The sequence below is a fragment of the Deinococcus deserti VCD115 genome (genome assembly GCF_000020685.1).
GTDB classification, from domain to species: Bacteria; Deinococcota; Deinococci; order Deinococcales; family Deinococcaceae; genus Deinococcus; species Deinococcus deserti.
Map to the genome: position 1 here is coordinate 2426276 of NC_012526.1, position 17671 is coordinate 2443946.

The window sequence follows — 17671 nt, forward strand, 5'->3', positions numbered from 1 at the left end:
TGCCGCATACCTGGAGTTTTTACATCCGGCCTGGGTTAGCTTTCCAGAATCACCGGATACGCCAGCGTGCCTTCGTAGATTGCGCGGCCCACGATGGCGCCCTCGATCCGTTCTTCCTGCAAGAGGCGAACGTCATCCATGTTGGCCACGCCGCCGCCCACAATCAGGGTGTTGATCCACAGCTGCCGGACCTGACGCATCAGCTCGCGGTTCAGGCCCTTCAGGGTGCCGTCCCGGGTGACATCGGTGAAGATCAGGAGTTCCAGGCCAGCGTCGGCCAGCCCCGGTGTCAGTTCGGCCACGTTGACTCCACTGCCCTGAGCCCAGCCGTGCGTGGCGACTTCCAGGCCGCGAGCGTCCAGGCTGACCACCACACGTTCCGGGCCATGCGCGGCGATCAGGTCAGCCACCAGCTGCGGATTCCTGACCGCTGCAGTGCCGATCACCACGCGGTGGACTCCCGCACGCAGCAGGTCCTCGGCTGCCTCCCGGTCACGGATACCCCCGCCGACCTCGACCGGAACCCCAAGCTCGCTGGTAATTTGGCGAATCACTTCACGGTTCTCGCCACGGCCGGTGGCAGCGTCCAGATCCACCAGGTGCACCAGCCCGGCGCCGCGCTCCACCCAGTGCCGGGCGGCGTCAAGTGGAGAGTCGAAGTACACGGTCTCACGTTCGGGGTCACCCTCATACAGGCGCACGGCACGGCCGGACTGGATGTCCACGCAGGGAATGATCAGGGGGGCAGGGGGTACAGGAGCACTCATGCGCCGAGCATACCGGGCGGCCAACAGGTAGACCTCCCGCCCGGGGTAGACTGGGTTCATCGTGCGAGTCGGGATTGTCACCGCCACCTACCTGCCGTCCCGCAATGGCGTGGCGACCAGCACGGCGCTGTTCGCCCGGGGCCTGCGGGAACGCGGGCACGAGGTCCGCATTTTCGCGCCCCGCCACCCGCAGATGCCCCCACACGAGGAGGGCGTCTACCGCCTGAACAGTTCCTTTGCCGGAGCGCGCGCCCTGGGTGCCCCGGCCGACTACCCGGTCATGCTGGCTCCTGGACCACTGCTCACGTCGCGGCTCCCGCTGCGTGACCTTGACGTGCTGCATACCATGCACCCGTTTCTGGCCGGGCAGCTGGCGCGGACCTGGTCCCGGCTGAGTGGCGCGCCGGTGGTGTACACGGCGCACACCCAGTATGAGCAGTACCTGCACTACGCCCCGGTCCCCAAGCGGGTCAGCCGGGCAGTGGTGCGCCCCCATGTGGCCGCATTTGCCCGGCGGGTCGACGCCGTACTGGCGCCAGGCCGGGCCATGGTCGACATGCTGCGCGAATATGGCTATGGCGGGCACGTCGAACTGTTTCCCAACCCGGTGGACCTGGGAGCCTTCCGCGCCGCCCAGGGGCATGCTTTCCGAGCAGAATTCCACGTGGCGCCTGACGCGCCCCTGGTGATGTACCTGGGACGGCTGGCGCCCGAGAAGAACCTGAACACCATGCTGCGCGCCTTCGATCAGGCCCGGGCCAGTCGCCCGGAACTGCGTCTGCTGGTTGTGGGCGATGGCCCCAGCCGCGCGACAGCGCAGCTCACGGCACCGGAGGGCGTGACGTTTACCGGGCCGGTGCCCTACTCACGGGTTCCCGAAGCGCTGGCTGCCGCCGACGTGTTCCTGACTGCCAGCACCAGTGAGGTTCTACCGATGAGCATGATCGAGGCGCTGGCTGCCGGGGCGCCGCTGGTGGCCGCCCGCAGCCCCGCAGCCCTGGACCTGATCCAGGAAGGCGTCAACGGCACCGTACGCGACGCCACGCACAGTGACCTGGCCTCGGGCCTGCTACAGGCCCTGAGTCCCGAAGTGCTTCCGGTCTGGCAGACCCAGGCCCGCCACAGCGCCGCGCAGTATGACCTGCAGTCCCGTGCTGCCGACCTTGAAGCCGTGTACGAACGGGTCAGAGCCCGACCGATGCACCGAAACCCGGTGTCTTAAGCAGCCGCAAGAGACTTCGTTTCTTAGATGCCTGCAAACGACGAGCCCCCGCGGGACTTTGCTTTCTGAGAGCAAGGTCACGGTCGGGACGCAGAGCTGACAGCCAGTTCGCTGATGTCTGCAACCGGCTCTGCCCCGCAAGCTGAAACATTCACCATTGCAGCAGCTCTGCTTGCATCTCAGCATGAACATGGAAAAGCGAACTCCCCAGTCCTTTCAGACTGGGGAGTTCCCTGTGGTGCCGAGGATGGGATTTGAACCCACACACCTCGCGGCGCTAGTCCCTGAAACTAGTGCGTCTACCAATTCCGCCACCTCGGCACACTTTGGTAATTCCGCCCGCGCACGGGCGCGTTTCAGGCTCGCTTACTTTACTGGGGGGGACCGGAACTGTCAAGCGCGGGGGCTCGAGACTTCAGAGTCATGAAGGGCCTGCCCTCGATTTCCAGCAGCAGGAATGCGGCACTACAGTGAAAGGCGTCTTCTGCCCAGGGGGCCCAACCCACGATCAGTGAATTCTGGACCCGGCGGAAGAGTGTCGTGCGGTGGGAACGTGTAGTTCTGAAAGTCGTCTACGTGGTAGGGGTTCGTGACCTGGAACGTTCTTCGGGACAAGCTGATCTGGAAGCACAATGTTGACAGCCTGTCCTCAGAGTGACTGCGCTTCCGCGCCGGTCCTGATCGCATTCAACCTGCTGTTACCGAGAAGCAGCGCACCCGCGACGTATCCAGAATCACGCTGCCGACGATGAGCGGGAAAAGCACCGTCAACCAACGGACAGGTCGCAGTGTAATGGTGGCCAAAAACGCAGCCACAATCACACTGTTCACCGCACCGGGAAAACGCACCTGCACAGGTCTGGCGTCCCCGCCCTATCCCGAAGGCGGGGACATCTACCGTTGCTGGTAGAGCAGGGTCTTGTAGGGCCTGTACTCATGAAAAGAAGCGGGGTATCCCAGCAGCCCAAACAGGTCGGCTCGCTCCTCCTGCACTCAGCTTGACGTGGGCTGCGGCTTCAGATGATGTTCCAGAAAGGCCCAGATATCGGCGGCCTCCTCGATGACCAGCCGGGTGGGCTTCCCCGCCCCGTGGCCGGCGCGCGTCTGGATGCGCAGCAGGGCGGGAGCCGCTCCCGTCTGACAGCGCTGAAGCTGCGCACCGAACTTGAAGGAGTGTGCCGGCACCACGCGGTCGTCGTGATCGCCAGTGGTAATCAGGGTGGCGGGATAGGAAGCAGCACGCAGGTTGTGCAGCGGCGAGTAGGCCAGCAGGGTTCCGAGCATATCCGGATCGTCGCTGCGGCCGTAATCACTCGCCCAGGCCCAGCCGATGGTGAACAGGTGATAGCGCAGCATGTCCAGCACACCGACCTGTGGCACGACAGCAGCGAACAGGTCCGGACGCTGTGTCATGCAGGCGCCCACCAGCAGGCCGCCGTTACTGCCGCCCTGAATGCCCAGATGGGCCGGACTGGTGACCCCGGTGGAAATCAGGTGCTCGGCACAGGCGATAAAGTCGTCGAAAACATTCTGCTTCTCGCCCAGGGTCCCGGCCTGATGCCAGTCCTCCCCGTATTCGCCGCCCCCACGGAGGTTGGCCTGCACATACACGCCGCCGCGTTCCAGCCAGGCCAGCCGTGATGGGTTGAAAGCTGGCGTCAGGCTGATCCCGAAGCCTCCATAGCCGTACAGCAGCGTGGGATTGCCACCCTCGCGCTTCAGGCCACGGCGCGCCACGATAAACATGGGCACGCGCGTTCCGTCCCGGCTGACGGCAAATTCCTGACTGACCTCGAAGTCCGAGGCGTCAAACACAGGCGCCGTGTCCGAAAGAGACTCAAGCTGCCCGTCCGGCAGGATCAGGCGGTAGGGGGTGGCGGGGCTCAGGAACGATGTGAAGGCCAGGAACACTTCCGGATCGTCGGGCAGGGCATTGAGATTGACAATCGTGCCCAGCCCGGGAAGCGGCAGCTCGCGGTGGGCCTCTCCAGTTCGGGCATGCAGGGTCAGGCGGTGGCTGGCGTCGTGAAGGGCCACCGTCAGAAGGCCGCCGGGCACCAGCGCAGTGAAGTCCTCCTGCAGGGCGTCCGGGCCCTCTGGAATGATCTCGCGCTGCTCACCGGTCCCGACATGCCAGGTCAGAATCCGTCCGCGTGGGGCGTCGGCAGTGGTCTGCACGTACAACAGCGGACCATCGTTGCCGACCAGACGGTAGGAGGCGTGGAAGTCACTGACAAGTTCGGTGAATGGCTCGTCCGAGTGTAGTGGCCGCACCCACAGCAGATTTCTGGGATCGGTGCCCTTCCAGACATGCACCACCAGAAAGTGGCCGTCATGCGTGACTTCAGCACGGAAGCCCCAGTCAGGCTCGTCCGGGCGCTCGATCACCACCATGTCCTCCGCCTGGGCGGCCCCCAGTTTGTGCAGCATCAGGCGCTGATGCCGGTTCGTGCCGGTCAGCGCGCCACCGTCCTGCGGGGCGTCATAGGCGGCGTAGTAGAAGCCGCTGCCGTCGGGCAGCCAGGACGCCCCGCTGAACTTGCTCCACTCCAGCCGGTCGGGCAGGTCCTCGCCGCTGGCGACGTCCCGCACCTGCCACGTGATCCAGTCACTGCCTCCACTCTGTGTGCCGTAGGCCAGCACCCGGCCGTCACGGCTGACCGAGGCGCTGCTCAGGGCGACTGTGCCGTCACTGCTCAGGGCGTTGGGGTCCAGCAGGGTTCGCCATGGACCTGTGGCGCTGGCGGAGACCTCCAGAACCGGTTGGTTAAGCAGACCTGGGTTGAACTGGCGGAAGTAGGACTCTCCCCTTTTCCAGGGAGCGCTCTCACGTGGGTAGTTCCACAGCGCGGTCAGGCGGTCACGGTAAGCCCCACGGGCGGGCAGGGTATCCAGGAACGCTGCCGTCATGCGGTTCTGTTCTGAAACCCAGGCCCTTGTTTCGGGGCTGTCCGGGTCTTCGAGCCAGCGGTAGGGATCGGGCACCTGCACGGCCTCGCCGGCCGCGTTCTGGTAGACATCCACCTGATCGTCCCTGCGGGACTCCGGATAAGTTGTGATCACGTCCCGCATGCTGCCACAGGCCGCGGCTCAGGAGCGCACGCGCGGGCCGTCAGCTCATCCTTACTGCAGCAGTTCACGGGTGCGGGCCAGGACCTGGGTGGCCAGAGCTTCACCGCGCGCCCCGTAGAAATCTCGCTGTTCCTCCAGAGCCCGGCGCTGCTCCTCATCCAGGTGCCGCAGATTGATGTCCAGGGTCAGCAGGCTGGCGTGCAGGCTACCCAGCAGCAGGCCAGCGCCGGCGCCCACGTCACTCTGCACCTCAGGGTGGGTCTGCTCCAGCACTCCTCCGGCCAGGGTCAACCCCTCGACAGCCACCTGTGCCACACGCAGTGGAACATCCCGCGCCTGCTGGCCGGCGCGGTCCAGGGCTGCGCGCCGGGCCTGCTTGTCCTCGTCCGTGTCCCTGGGCAGCCGGCTGGCATCCACATACGCCCGGAACACCTGGACGTCCCGGTCGGCCAGCGTGCGCAGTTCGGCCTGGAGCCCCAGCAGGCTCTCCAGCGGCTCACGCAGGGCGCTGGCCTGCTCGGGCTGCTTGCGCCGGGTAATATTCAGGGCCATACATACCAGCCCCACCCCGAAGGCCCCACTCAGTGCAGCCACCGATCCGCCGCCCGGTGTGGGCTGGTGACTGGTGGTAGCCTCAAGCAGGTCCTGTGCTGTGCGGTTCCAGAGGGTCATACCGGCACTCTACCGGGCATTGGCCGGACTCATTGCGCGGCTGAGTGTGCTGAGGCCAGACCAGAAAGCCACCAGGTCAGGAAGGCCGGGAATCTTGCAGCCCAGGCGGCCTCATCGTGCCAGTGGCCCTCAGCGATGGTGACCTGCACCTGGGCCACCCGCGGCTGCAGCCCTGCGCCCAGCTCGTGGGTCAGGTGGACCACCTCGGCCGCCTCGGCCACGGTATGGGCCTCGTGGTCTCCCATATCCAGCCACACGCGCATGTGCGGCGCGGCGCGGCCCTCCATCCAGCGCAGCAGGGCAAAATCATCCGGCCAGATCGCCGGGCTGAACACCCCCAGCGTGCCGAAGACGTCCGGACGCCGCAGGCCACCGTACAGCGTGACCAGCCCCCCAAAGGAGGACCCGGCCAGGGCGCGGCACTCCGGGGGTACCGGGCCGAACGCGTCCTCCAGGGCCGGCAGCAGCCCAGTCTCGATCCAGTCGAGGTATTCGTCAGCTCCAGGCTTGAATTCGTTGAGTCTGAAGGCAAACGGCACGTAGCGGCGGCTGCGCTCGGCATTGACGCTCAGGGCCGCGATCAGGCAGGGATATCCAGCCTCAGCACGGGCCTGCGCCGCGTCTGCAGCCCTCCAGCTCTGCCCTGAGAAACTGGGAACCTCGTCAAATACATTCTGTCCGTCATGCATGACCAGCAGGGGCAGATCACGGCCATCATGGCCTTCCGGCCACCACAGGCGCACGGTCTGCTCACCCCAGGGCGCCGTCAGATTCCACTCCATGCGCGGCGGTCTGGACTGACTGGGCCTGCCCTTGCCCTCGCGGTCGTCCTGCCAACCTTCCAGGTTCAGGGTCACCACACCTCCCTGTTCCTGCACAGTCACAGTGTGCGCCGGGGCCCTCCCGCCCCAGGCGTCCCCTTCTTCCAGAATGTGGCCATCAGGAAGCTGCAGACGAACCTTGACGCTCAGCAGCGTCCCCGCAGCAAGCTCTGCGTCCAGCATTGCGCCCTCGCCGCTCTGGTCGAAGGTCCAGCCCTCAGGATTGCTGATCCAGCCGCGGTGTTCGCCGGTCAGGAACAGGGTACCCGGCGGCGTGCCGGGAGGCAGGGCCGGAATCAGAAACCGCAGGTGAGCCATGGCCCGATTCAAGCATGCAAAGAAAAAAAGGGGTGAGACCCGCAGGCCCCACCCCTTCTTCACCCTGAGTTGTCAGCTGATCAGGCCGAGCTTGCGGATCTCGTCGCGCTCTTCTTCGAGTTCGCGGGCGGTGGCGTCCATCTTGCCGCGGCTGAACTCGCTGATTTCCAGGCCCTGCACGATCTGGTACTTGCCGTCCTTGACGGTCACCGGGAAGCCGTAGATCAGGCCCTCGGGCACGCCGTAGCTGCCGTCGCTGGGAATGCCCATGCTGACCCACTCGCCTTCAGAAGTGCCCAGTGCCCAGTCGCGCATGTGGTCGATGGCTGCGCTGGCCGCACTGGCCGCGCTGCTGGCCCCGCGCGCCTCGATGATGGCGGCGCCGCGCTTGGCCACGGTGGGGATGTACTCCTGCTCGTACCAGGTGCGGTCGACCAGGTCCAGGGCTGGCCGGCCACCCACGGTCGCCTGACTGAGGTCGGGGTACTGGGTCGAGGAGTGATTGCCCCAGATGGTGATGTTCTTGATGGCGCTGACCGGCTGACCGGTCTTCTCGGCCAGCTGCGAGATGGCGCGGTTGTGGTCCAGGCGCACCATGGCGGTGAACTGCCTGGGGTCCAGGTCGGGGGCGTTCTGCTGCGCGATCAGGGCGTTGGTGTTGGCGGGGTTGCCCACGACCAGCACCTTGACGTCACGGCTGGCCACCTGATTCAGCGCCTGACCCTGGGGTTTGAAGATGCCGCCGTTGGCCCCCAGCAGGTCGCCGCGCTCCATGCCTGCCTTGCGGGGCATGGCGCCCACCAGCAGGGCGTAGTCGGCGTCCTTGAAGGCCACCAGGGGATCGTCGCTGGTCACCACGTCGGCCAGCAGCGGGTACGCACCGTCGCGAAGTTCCATCACGACGCCCTGCAGCGCCTTGAGCGCTGGGGTAATTTCCAGCAACTGCAGAATCACGGGCTGATCCTTGCCCAGCATGTCGCCGGCAGCAATGCGGAACAGCAGGCTGTAACCAATCTGACCGGCCGCACCAGTCACGGCCACACGAACGGGTTGCTTATTCGTCATGGGTATCCCTCCTGAGGATGCCATCTGTGTAATGGCTGTTCGCCTCACAATACTGCCCCTGCCTCCCAGCCGGCCGAGAGTTCCTGTCGGGGGAACAGGGGTGTCAGATCGGCGCGTCCGTCATGAAGTTCGGCGCGCGCTTCTCGCGCAGGCTCGACAGTCCTTCACGCACGTCGGGGCCGGTAAAGCCCAGGAATTCCAGGGCCAGGCTGGCGTCGAAGGTGGGACCCATGGCGCGCAGCCAGTTGTTCAGGGCGTATTTGGTCCAGCGCACGGCAGTGGGGCTTCCGGCAGCCAGCGTGCGGGCCACCTTCCAGGCCCGGTCGAGCAGCTGATCGTCCTCGACACAGAGGCTGACCAGCCCGATACGCTCGGCTTCCTCACCGCTGACCGGTTCACCGGTCATCAGGTGGTACTTGGCCTTGTTCAGGCCACACAGCAGCGGCCAGATGATTGCAGCGTGATCGCCAGCCGCCACGCCCAGACGCACATGGCCGTCCAGGATACGGGCCGTTTTTGCGGCCACGCTGACGTCGGAAAGCAGCGCCACCGCCAGTCCGGCACCCACGCAGGGCCCATGAATGGCGCTGACAATGGGTTTACCGCAGTTGATCACGTTGTAGACCAGGTCACGCGCCTCACGCCAGACACGGGCCAGCGCGGTGAAGTCCTGGCTCATCTCCTCGATCAGCTCGAAATCTCCACCAGAGGAAAAGCCGCGGCCCTCACCGCGGATCAGGACACAACGCACGCCCTGTGCCGCGTCGATGTCCCGCCAGATGTACGTCAGGGCGCGGTGTGCCTCGGCATTCACCGAGTTCAGGGTGCGCTCGTTGCGGATGACGATCTCCAGAATGCCGTCCTCGTGCAGCTCAAGGCTGAGGCCAGGGTAGCGGTCGGGAGACAGAAGTTCGGTGGCGTTCATAGTCTGAGGCTAACCTCCTTGTCCTGCACAGGTATTCACGTCGGTTTTAGGCGCGTCGCCAGCCGAGGGTGCGGCCAGTAGCAGACTGGCCGACAGGATTCAAAGGCCCGAGATGAATCTGACCCGTTCATGACCTTACATGGGGACCCATGCTTCTGACTCGCCTATAGTTTGCAGGTGCACGCTACCTCCAAGGCCAGACCAACTTCTGCCTTCTGGATCCGGCCCTGGCTGGCAGTCTTGCCAGTCCTTTATGTCATCTCCCCACTGGCCTTGCTGGCCCTGCCTCAGCTCAAACGCCTTCCTCGAATAATATGGTGGGTCTTAGGATTTTACGCAGTGAGCCAGCAAATCCCCGCACTTTTCGCCCCTGAGCCTCTGCTCGCCAGTGTTCTTGCGCTCGCCCGCACCCTGCTGATGTTCGGTCTAATAGGAGTCGGTGGCTCGCTAGGACAGGTGGCGGATCTGAGGCGGCTGGGCTGGGGTTTGCTGATCGTGTACGCGACCGCGCTGGCCTACAGTCTGCTGGGCAGCACAGACATCCTGATCAGCCGTCTGAACCATCCTTACATGACCCCAATCACCTTGGGGCTGACAGGCGCCTTCGGAGTATGGCTGACATTATTCGCACCAGGAAAACTAGTCTGGAGGGTCCCGCTCGGTGTGCTGGCGCTCAGCGTGCTGTTGCTTTCCGGAAGCCGCGGACCGCTGGCCGCCGCTTTGCTAGGAGCCGTGGCCGGGTTCATGATCCGGCAAGGGCGGCGGGTAGCGGCGGGAGTCGCAGCCGGGGTGGCACTGCTTGCAGGCAGCTTTTACCTGGGGCAACGTCTGGAGGTGAGCGCCATCACCCGGCTGGGCAGCGCAGATACCACCGGGCGCGACGTCATCTGGTTCAATACCTTGAGCGTGATCCGCAGCGAGCCCTGGAGCGGGGTGGGCAGCTACCGACTTGGCACCCGCTTGGCTTCCCCTGGCGGGAACTGCGAGCTCTTTGCGTCAGCGAGCGGCGAGGTGCAAGCCTGCCCCAACTGGGTCACTTCGCTCGGCAACCCCTGGCTGATCGCACACAACATTTCCTTACAACAGTTGGCCGAAACCGGTCCGCTGGGCCTCCTAGGCCTGTTCGTGCTCCTGGTCACTGTAGCAGCCGCCACACTCCAGAGGCGGGACCCACTAGCCGTCGCAGTGATCTCTGGGCTGCTGGTAGCCACAGCCAACGACAACACCCTGCTTGTGCCCAGCCCCTTCTTTGCAGAAGTGTTCTGGGTGGTGGCAGGGATGCAGTTGGTGCGTCTTCAGGGTGTGGGTTGGGGAACTGGAGTTCTGCCGGCAATGCTGCTGCTCCTGCTGTCTTTTCCCCTGCTGGTGTCTGCCCTTCCTGCGACTGCCCCACCCGTTACAAGGCTGACGCTACTCAATGCCCTAACCAACATTAAGCGATCAAGCGATTACACAGCGTTTGTTCAGTTCGGCGCGCCTCCAGGAAGATACCGCGCTGTCTTGCGAAGCTGCCTAGCAAGCTGCTCGACTATTTCCACAGCGGTCTTCAGCGTTGTGGACGAGACGTCCCCGGTGCTTCACTTGAGTGGCAATCTATACCCTGTGGCACGCCAGCGTCTGGAATTGTTGCTTTATCCTGGAAAGGCAGGTGCGCGCAGTCTGCCTATCGCAAAGCACACCTGGACTGTGCAGGTACAGCCTTGAATGGGTGGAAGGCCTTGACGGTGCTGCTGGCTCCGTCGTTAGCAGTGAGTATCTTTTTGTTCGGTTTGGCTCAGCGTCCCCAGCAGACGGCATCTCTTCAACTTGCTCTGCCTAACTTGAGCTGTACCCAACCGCCCAAATTCCGCGTCGGCTACCAGCGGGAAAGCAACGGCCTCCAGCCGCGGGACGGTGGGTTTTCGTTCCAGGGTCTCTCGTGGCTGGAGACGGACCTCTGTACCCCCGGTACCCTGATTCTGACCGCCGCTGGCGAGGTGGCCGGTGGAGAAGCCCCTATCCTCGACGTCGCGCTGAACTCCAAGATGCTGACCCGCGAGTCTTTTGACCGGCAACGCACTGTGAGGTTACGGGTGCCCGAAGCGGGCCGCCTGACCCTGGGTTACTTCAACGATTATTACCGCTCGGATGCCCGCGTTGCCACGCTGGAAAACTTCAGTATGAAAGGGGACACATGTCGTACTTTGCAGGCGGTTGATGTGCCCCCGGAAACCGGCGGCGACTGGTCGCCTAGTACAGCGACCGCCACGCTTGTTGCGGCTGTTCCCATGACTGTGATCCCCTGCGGTTCAGGTGAACTCACGCTGCGTGTTGTGGGCCGGGCTGGTGGCAAGGTCTTTCCAGTGCTCAAATTTCAGCAGGGAGGCCGCACACTCCTACAAATCCCGACCCGTGAGACCCGAAAGGCCGTATTGCTGAAAGTCACGCCGGAACCGTTGACAGTCACACTGATCAATCCATATTTCAAGCAGCTAGCAGACCGGAATCTGCATATCAGACGACTGGAATTCCGCCCAGAGTCGCCCAGTTTGCCCTGAGCGCTTGCCAACGGTCGGTATTCAAAGACACATCGGCGGGCAACGGTACCGTCACGTCTGCACGACGTCCCTCACGTACCGCAGGATTACGACGCCGGGCCAGATCAAACACGCTCTTACGCTCAGTTACGATATGCAGCACTGAATCAGGAATCTCCAGAGCGTGTAGCACAGCTTCCGCCACCAGCGGAGCGATAATATCCACGTAATCCTGGCCGGTATATACGTCGCTGAACGCTACTGGATACTGGAACTCTCGAGGTCGGAAGCTGGTTCGCACGATCAGATGTTGGCCGGCCGTACGGGCAGCCTCCTCAGCCACCAGCTTAGTCAGGGCGTAATAGTTGACGGGGGGACCGGGGATATCCGTCTCACGATAATCACCCTGCGCGCCGCTGAATACGTAGTCGGTGCTGATCTGCACAAGCTTCGCCCCGACCTCATTGGCTGCCTGGGCCATATGCCGGGTGCCTTCCACATTCACCCGCCAGCAGGTCTCCCGGTCCTCTTCGGCACCGCCAACGTTGGTGTAGGCCGCCGCGTGGACAATCACTTCAGGGCGTTTGCACCACACCATTTCCAGCACCTGAGCAGAATTGGTTACATCAAGTTCCCGGCTGGATGGCGCGACGATATTCGGCAAAAGTGCCTGCAGCTCAGTACCCAGGCGGCCTCCCCCACCAGTCAGCAGGATGCGTGGAGCAGTCACTGCACCCTCCCGAACTTGTTCTCAGGAATTAAACGGTTCAGCATCTGGCGAATCGCCATATAATCCCCCTGCTCGGCGTAGTTTTGCAGCGCCCGAACGTCACGCCCGATAGTATGCGGATTAACCAGTCCCAACTGCGCGCTGTAAATCTCACTGTGGGTGGTCGCGCCCACGCCCTCACCGCTGGTCAGCAGTTCCTCATAGAGCTTCTCACCGGGGCGAATACCGCTGTACACGACATCCACGTTACGGGCGCCGCTGAGGCGAATCACGTCATGTGCCAGGTCCGAGATCTTGACCGGATCGCCCATATTCAGCACGTAAACTTTGCCGTTCTCGGCCAGCCCCCCTGCCTGAAGCACGAGCCGCGCCGCTTCCGGTATGGTCATAAAGTAGCGCACCATTTCCGGGTGCGTCACGGTGATAGGACCGCCCGCACGAATCTGAGCCATAAAGGTTGGCACCACACTGCCCCGGCTGCCCAACACGTTGCCGAAGCGCACCGACACGAAAGCTTGGCCCTCGCGGGCGCGGGCGGCTCCAGCAGATACCACCATCTCGGCGACGCGCTTGGAGGCGCCCATGATGCTGGTCGGGTTGACTGCCTTGTCGGTTGATACATTGACAAGGCGTCCCACCCCAAACTCCAGACACAGTTCCACCACGTTCTGAGTCCCAATGACGTTGTTGAGAATGGCTTCAGAGGGTGTTTCTTCCATCAATGGCACGTGCTTATGGGCCGCTGCATGAAATATGACTTCAGGGCGATAGCGCTCAAACACGGCGCGCAGTCGGGCCTCATCACGGACGTCGCCGATCAGGCCCACCTGGTCGATATCCGGCCAGTTGCGAATCAACTCCTGCTGAATCCCAAAGATGCTGTTCTCGCCCCGCCCGAACAGCAGGATCTTGGCGGGGGTAAAGCTGACCAGTTGCCGCACAAGCTCGGAACCAATGCTGCCCCCTGCGCCGGTGACCAGCACCACCCGGCCACGCAGGTATCCTGCGATCTCGTTAGTATTGAGTTGCACAGGTGGACGTCGAAGAAGGTCTTCTAGGTTTACATCTCGAATTTGCTGAAGGTTAACGTCTCCTGACAAAATCTCAAAGACACCAGGAATGATGCGATACCGCAACTCCGCGTCGCGCGCGAGGTCGACCACGTGACGCACAAAGTCTCCGGTTGCCGAAGGCACGGCGATCAGGATCTCCTGCGCTTCCTCACGCTTGGCGACATCAACGAGGTCGTCTACTCGCCCAAACACCGGCAGCCCCAACAACCGTTTACGTATCTTGCCCGGTTCGTCATCCAGAAAGCCGATGGCATCCAGGCCCGCTTCAGGGTGGCGCTGCATCTCACGGGCGATTAGGGTCCCTGCCTCCCCAGCACCAACGATCAGGACCCGCTGGCGCTGAGGGGAGGACCGAAGCCGAGCTCGCTCATTGGTCAGTCGAGCGACCAACCGAACTCCACCCATCATCAAAAAGCCTAGCAGGCCAGCCAACACCGGCACACTGCGCGGCAGTTGCAGCCAGGTCTGAAACACGAAGCCGAGCGCGAACATCACCAGTGTGGCGAGCGCGACCGCCCGAGCCAGCAAGTTAAGGTCTAGCACGCCGACTCGCTGCCAGGTCTGCCGGTGCAGGCCGTAGCGGGCCTCAAGCGCCGCCATCACAAGAACGCTGAGCAGCAGATAACTCCAGACATTAACTGGAATTCCCGCAGTAATCAGGCCCGGCTTGCGAAATGCATAGGCGAGTACTCCCGACGATCCCCAGAGGACAAGGTCTAGCAGGAATTTGGAGACGGTCAGATTCATCAATATCTCATCTCCTACCAGTTAGCAAAAATGATCCAGCTTATCGCGTTGTGTAAAGGGACCTATATCAAAGTACGCTGTGACACCGCACCCAATATCTTAATACGCTCCATGCGCCTTAAAAACTCGACGTACAGTATATATCAACAGAATCAGGTCGGTTAAGAGCCCTTGGTGTCGCAGATAGAGGATATCTTGGCGAATCTTCTCAGCGTCAGATAGATCATCACGCCCGGTGATCTGCGCCAGACCAGTGATACCTGGACGCAGCCTGTGAACACCTGCACTTTCTCTGCCGCGTAATACGACACTTTGCGTTAGAAGAGCTGGGCGTGGCCCCACCAAGCTCATTTCGCCTCGCAGGACGTTAAGCAATTGGGGCAGCTCGTCAAGACTGGTCCGCCGCAGCATCGGCCCTAGGCGCGTGTAAGGACTGAGGCCTAAGCGGCGCATTTCTTCAGTCGAGACATTCGGAGTGTTGCGTTTCATGGTACGGAACTTGTAAATCGTGAAAGGTCGATGCCAACGCCCGGCGCGTTGCTGCCGGAAAATCACCGGACCGGGGTCATCCACGAAGATAGCCAGTGCGACCAGCACCATAATAGGCGACAGTACAACGAGGCCCAGCGCTGCAAGTACTTGATCCCCAGCGAGCTTGAACGGTTCGTAAAAGATTGCACGGATCTGGAGGTTCTGAGACTTCACAATAGACCCACTTGGCGCAGTCGCGCGACTTCCTGCGCAATACCAACGGTAAAGGGCCGGGGCGCGTACCCCAGCTCACGCTGCGAGGCGCTGATATCAAAAGCCTTGTCCTCCTGGAGACGAATCACCTGCTCCCGCTTAACCGGAAATTGCGGTATCCGCTCTAGCACCCCGGCCAGGGCGGCCACCGGGCCCTCTGGGATAAAGAGCATCGCTCCACGGCGTCCAACCGCCTGGAATGCCTCGTCAACGATCTGACGGTAAGGCAGGGGCCGCGGTCCAGCCAGATTGAATTCGCCCCGTGCGTCCCTCACGACCGCCTGAGCGATACCTTCTGCCAGATCGTCCACGTGCACCGGCTGCATTAAGGCGCGCCCGCTGCCGAAAACTGGGTACACCGGCACACGGGCGATGAACCGCAGCAGCTTGTGCATGTTGTGATCACGCTCGTTCCCGTAGATCATGCTGGGCCGTAGTAGTGTAACCTTCAGCGGACTACGCCGCATCTCGTCTTCGATTTCGCGGTAGAGCGCTGAGTACGAATGGTGCTTCGAGAACACGCCAGTCGTCGTGACGCAAAAAGCCCGGGTGATCCCTACTCCTGCCAGGGCAGGAAGCATTGAGCGGGCATGACGCAGATTGGCTGTCTCAAGCAGTACATCCGTGGGGCGCACTACATTCAGATAGGTCGCTGGAGTGTCCAGATCGCAGACGTGCCAGAGCACCCCTAAATCCGCCAGTGCCGCCGTATCGCTGCTAGCACGGACCAGCGCCATAATGGGCCGTTCAGGTTCAAGCTCTCGTAAGCGGTGCAGCGTCGCCAAGCCGGTATTGCCTGTCGCCCCAGTCATGAGCAATCTGAAAATCGGCGAGCCAACAGTCATAGCTCACTCGTTACATCAAGCTTCATAATTTTTAACATTTCACTATTGACAAGGTGAACGTCATATTTTAAGCGGGCTTTTAATAGACTTGCTTCTGCCATCTCCTGTAAGGGCGCAGCCAACGAAGTAAAACTTTCCATAGCCTCAGCAAGCGCCTGAGCATCACCTATAGGCACTAGCAAGCCATTGACGCCTGGCTCCACCGTCTCACGACAACCTGGCGCATCCGTTGTGATAACCGGTCGCCCAGTTGCGAGGGCCTCCAAGGTGCTCCGAGGCGTGCCCTCGCGATATGAAGGCAGAACAAAAACATGACTTTCGGCGAGCGCATCGCGAACATCTTGAAGTTCTCCAAGATATTGAATGTTGCCATCATCTACAAGCGTCTTCAACTCACTTGCCGATAAGGCAGATGGATTGTCATCCAGGGGTCCAGCGAGTTGAACCTTCACATTTATACCTTTCATTTTTAGAAGTGAAGCGGCCTGAACATACTCTCGTACACCTTTTTCTTTAATAAGGCGCGCAATCATCAAGAACTTAATAGGTGGACTTGCTGGGAGAGCACTGGCTTGATAGTGGTTCAAGTCGACACCACTCCCAGCCACCAGCGCCGTCTGTGCTATGGACACCATCTTGCGTTTCAGGAAAAGCTCACGGTCATCAGGGTTCTGAAATATCACCTTTTTTACCCCTGAAAAGGCAATTCGGTAGAGAACACTAGCAACTATTGCCATTGTCCGCTGCTTGTACGAATTTCCAGTAAACACATGTCCCAATCCAGTGACAAGAGCATAGATATTATCTACTCCAGCCCAACGGGCAGCCAACGCGCCGTAAATGTTCGGCTTAATGGCTGTAGTTAAGACATGCGTTGCTTTAGCATCTCGCAATAAATGATAAAGCTCTATGATTGTCCTGAGATCGCGACTTGGATTTAGGCCAGTGCGGTCCATAGAAAAGCTTTGATAGTCAACACCTATTTCGAGGAGTTGCATCCGTATTTCAGGATACTGACCAGGGGCCAATACTGTGACACGGCAACCTCCTGCTCTTATGGCCTTCAAGAGTGGAGCCCTAAAATTTATCAGCCAAGGAGCGTAGTGCGCTATCAAGACAACGTGAGGCCGACATGTAAACGGCGTCATACTCTAAAGTAGCCCCGGTACCATTCCACAAACCGTCCCACCCCGTCCTCGATACTCGTAGCCGGCTTAAATCCCACGTCTCGCACCAGATCGTCCACATTGGCGTAGGTAGCAGGAACGTCACCGTCCTGGAGAGGCAACATGTTCTTTTCGGCCTTTTTGCCCAGTTTTTCCTCAAGCACCTCAATCAGGTGTAGGAGCTGCACCGGATTATTGTTGCCGATGTTGTACAGGCGGTAGGGCGCGCTGCTGGTCCCTGGATCGGGCTGTGCACCATTCCACTGAGAGTTTTGCGTGGCGACCTGGTCGGTGACACGGACGACCCCCTCCACTATGTCATCGACATAGGTAAAATCGCGCTGCATCTGGCCATGATTGAAAACGTTGATCGGCTGGCCTTGCAAGATGGCGCGTGTAAACAGAAACATTGCCATATCTGGGCGGCCCCAGGGCCCATACACCGTGAAAAAACGCAGGCCGGTAGTGGGCAGGCCGTACAGATGACTGTAGGTGTGCGCCATCAGTTCGTTGGCCTTTTTGGTGGCGGCATACAGACTGAGCGGGTGATCCACATTGTCATGGACACTGAACGGCATGCTGGTATTCATGCCATACACGCTGCTGCTACTGGCATAGGCGAGGTGTTGCACGCCGTGATGTCGGCAGCCTTCTAGAATGTTCATGAACCCGACGATGTTCGCGTCGATATAGGCATGCGGATTTTCAAGGCTATAGCGGACCCCCGCCTGCGCGGCAAGGTTCACGACACGCTCTGGTCGGTGCTCTCGGAAAAGCCGATCAACAGCGGAACGGTCTTCCAGATTGCCCTCAATCAGGGTGAAGCCTGGTTTGACTGTTAGGCGCGCGGCCCGGTCGCGTTTGAGCTGTGGATCGTAATAAGGGTTGAAGTTGTCAAAACCAATGACCTCGTCGCCCCTCTCTAGAAAGCGGTGGCTGAGGGTTGAACCTATAAATCCGGCGGCGCCGGTAACGAGGACTTTCATGC

The 17671-nt window shown here is 61.5% G+C and carries 15 protein-coding genes and 1 tRNA gene; 3 read left to right on the forward strand and 13 right to left on the reverse strand.

Going from position 1 to position 17671, the window contains the following annotated elements; all coding sequences use genetic code 11:
* Positions 1-35 precede the first annotated feature (35 nt).
* A complete protein-coding gene (gene hisA / locus DEIDE_RS11570; RefSeq protein ID WP_041227607.1) occupies positions 36-767 on the reverse strand; it encodes a 1-(5-phosphoribosyl)-5-[(5-phosphoribosylamino)methylideneamino]imidazole-4-carboxamide isomerase in 732 nt (243 codons plus the stop codon).
* A 61-nt stretch (positions 768-828) separates the two neighbouring features.
* Here hisA and DEIDE_RS11575 point away from each other — a divergent pair, with 61 nt between their 5' ends.
* Positions 829-1989 carry a glycosyltransferase family 4 protein gene (locus DEIDE_RS11575; protein WP_012694146.1) on the forward strand — a complete coding sequence of 387 codons (1161 nt, stop codon included), beginning with the start codon at positions 829-831 and terminating at the stop codon, positions 1987-1989.
* A gap of 236 nt (positions 1990-2225) precedes the next feature.
* On the opposite strand, the gene DEIDE_RS11580 is transcribed toward DEIDE_RS11575, so the two are convergent.
* The 6 genes from DEIDE_RS11580 to DEIDE_RS11605 form a co-directional block, all read right to left on the reverse strand.
* A tRNA-Leu gene (locus tag DEIDE_RS11580) sits at positions 2226-2310 on the reverse strand.
* 672 nt (positions 2311-2982) lie between these two features.
* Positions 2983-5052, reverse strand: coding sequence for a prolyl oligopeptidase family serine peptidase (locus DEIDE_RS11585; protein WP_012694147.1), 2070 nt, complete (start codon positions 5050-5052; stop codon positions 2983-2985).
* A 60-nt stretch (positions 5053-5112) separates the two neighbouring features.
* Positions 5113-5733 (reverse strand): cyclodeaminase/cyclohydrolase family protein, encoded by a 621-nt coding sequence (locus DEIDE_RS11590; RefSeq protein WP_012694148.1) that lies wholly within the window; start codon positions 5731-5733, stop codon positions 5113-5115.
* Positions 5734-5762: 29 nt separating this feature from the next.
* Positions 5763-6872, reverse strand: a complete 1110-nt coding sequence (locus tag DEIDE_RS11595; RefSeq protein ID WP_012694149.1) for an alpha/beta hydrolase — start codon at positions 6870-6872, stop codon at positions 5763-5765.
* A gap of 72 nt (positions 6873-6944) precedes the next feature.
* Positions 6945-7937 (reverse strand): malate dehydrogenase, encoded by a 993-nt coding sequence (locus DEIDE_RS11600; protein WP_012694150.1) that lies wholly within the window; start codon positions 7935-7937, stop codon positions 6945-6947.
* Positions 7938-8040: 103 nt separating this feature from the next.
* Positions 8041-8862 (reverse strand): enoyl-CoA hydratase/isomerase family protein, encoded by an 822-nt coding sequence (locus DEIDE_RS11605; protein ID WP_012694151.1) that lies wholly within the window; start codon positions 8860-8862, stop codon positions 8041-8043.
* Positions 8863-9201: 339 nt separating this feature from the next.
* Between DEIDE_RS11605 and DEIDE_RS11610 the strand changes: the two genes are divergently transcribed.
* Positions 9202-10566, forward strand: coding sequence for an O-antigen ligase family protein (locus DEIDE_RS11610; protein WP_049760474.1), 1365 nt, complete (start codon positions 9202-9204; stop codon positions 10564-10566).
* Positions 10567-10682: 116 nt separating this feature from the next.
* Entirely contained in the window at positions 10683-11399 is a 717-nt protein-coding gene (locus tag DEIDE_RS11615) for a hypothetical protein (RefSeq protein WP_041227249.1), read from the forward strand.
* On the opposite strand, the gene DEIDE_RS11620 is transcribed toward DEIDE_RS11615, so the two are convergent.
* The 6 genes from DEIDE_RS11620 to DEIDE_RS11645 all read right to left on the reverse strand — a co-directional run bounded on the left by DEIDE_RS11620 (position 11356) and on the right by DEIDE_RS11645 (position 17669).
* Entirely contained in the window at positions 11356-12108 is a 753-nt protein-coding gene (locus DEIDE_RS11620) for an SDR family oxidoreductase (protein ID WP_012694154.1), read from the reverse strand. The genes DEIDE_RS11615 and DEIDE_RS11620 overlap by 44 nt on opposite strands.
* Positions 12105-13928 carry a polysaccharide biosynthesis protein gene (locus tag DEIDE_RS11625; RefSeq protein WP_041227250.1) on the reverse strand — a complete coding sequence of 608 codons (1824 nt, stop codon included), beginning with the start codon at positions 13926-13928 and terminating at the stop codon, positions 12105-12107. The genes DEIDE_RS11620 and DEIDE_RS11625 overlap by 4 nt, the downstream gene beginning before the upstream one ends.
* Before the next feature lie 99 nt (positions 13929-14027).
* Entirely contained in the window at positions 14028-14633 is a 606-nt protein-coding gene (locus DEIDE_RS11630) for a sugar transferase (protein ID WP_012694156.1), read from the reverse strand.
* Positions 14630-15484: an NAD-dependent epimerase/dehydratase family protein gene (locus DEIDE_RS11635; RefSeq protein WP_162485459.1), complete on the reverse strand. Its 855-nt coding sequence runs from the start codon at positions 15482-15484 to the stop codon at positions 14630-14632. The genes DEIDE_RS11630 and DEIDE_RS11635 overlap by 4 nt, the downstream gene beginning before the upstream one ends.
* 29 nt (positions 15485-15513) lie before the next feature.
* The gene (locus tag DEIDE_RS18500) at positions 15514-16665 is read right to left on the reverse strand and encodes a glycosyltransferase family 4 protein (RefSeq protein ID WP_012694158.1); all 1152 of its coding nucleotides are present in this window, start codon (positions 16663-16665) and stop codon (positions 15514-15516) included.
* A complete protein-coding gene (locus DEIDE_RS11645; protein WP_041227251.1) occupies positions 16662-17669 on the reverse strand; it encodes an NAD-dependent epimerase in 1008 nt (335 codons plus the stop codon). The genes DEIDE_RS18500 and DEIDE_RS11645 overlap by 4 nt, the downstream gene beginning before the upstream one ends.
* Positions 17670-17671: the final 2 nt, after the last annotated feature.

Excerpts from the sequence above, each read along its gene's own strand:
- DEIDE_RS11625 (WP_041227250.1), bottom strand. The coding sequence starts at position 13,928 with ATGAATCTGACCGTCTCCAAATTCCTGCTAGACCTTGTCCTCTGGGGA.
- DEIDE_RS11595 (WP_012694149.1), bottom strand. The coding sequence starts at position 6,872 with ATGGCTCACCTGCGGTTTCTGATTCCGGCCCTGCCTCCCGGCACGCCG.
- DEIDE_RS11605 (WP_012694151.1), bottom strand. The coding sequence starts at position 8,862 with ATGAACGCCACCGAACTTCTGTCTCCCGACCGCTACCCTGGCCTCAGC.
- DEIDE_RS11590 (WP_012694148.1), bottom strand. The coding sequence starts at position 5,733 with ATGACCCTCTGGAACCGCACAGCACAGGACCTGCTTGAGGCTACCACC.
- DEIDE_RS11635 (WP_162485459.1), bottom strand. The coding sequence starts at position 15,484 with ATGACTGGGGCGACAGGCAATACCGGCTTGGCGACGCTGCACCGCTTA.
- DEIDE_RS18500 (WP_012694158.1), bottom strand. The coding sequence starts at position 16,665 with ATGACGCCGTTTACATGTCGGCCTCACGTTGTCTTGATAGCGCACTAC.
- DEIDE_RS11600 (WP_012694150.1), bottom strand. The coding sequence starts at position 7,937 with ATGACGAATAAGCAACCCGTTCGTGTGGCCGTGACTGGTGCGGCCGGT.
- hisA (WP_041227607.1), bottom strand. The coding sequence starts at position 767 with ATGAGTGCTCCTGTACCCCCTGCCCCCCTGATCATTCCCTGCGTGGAC.
- DEIDE_RS11645 (WP_041227251.1), bottom strand. The coding sequence starts at position 17,669 with ATGAAAGTCCTCGTTACCGGCGCCGCCGGATTTATAGGTTCAACCCTC.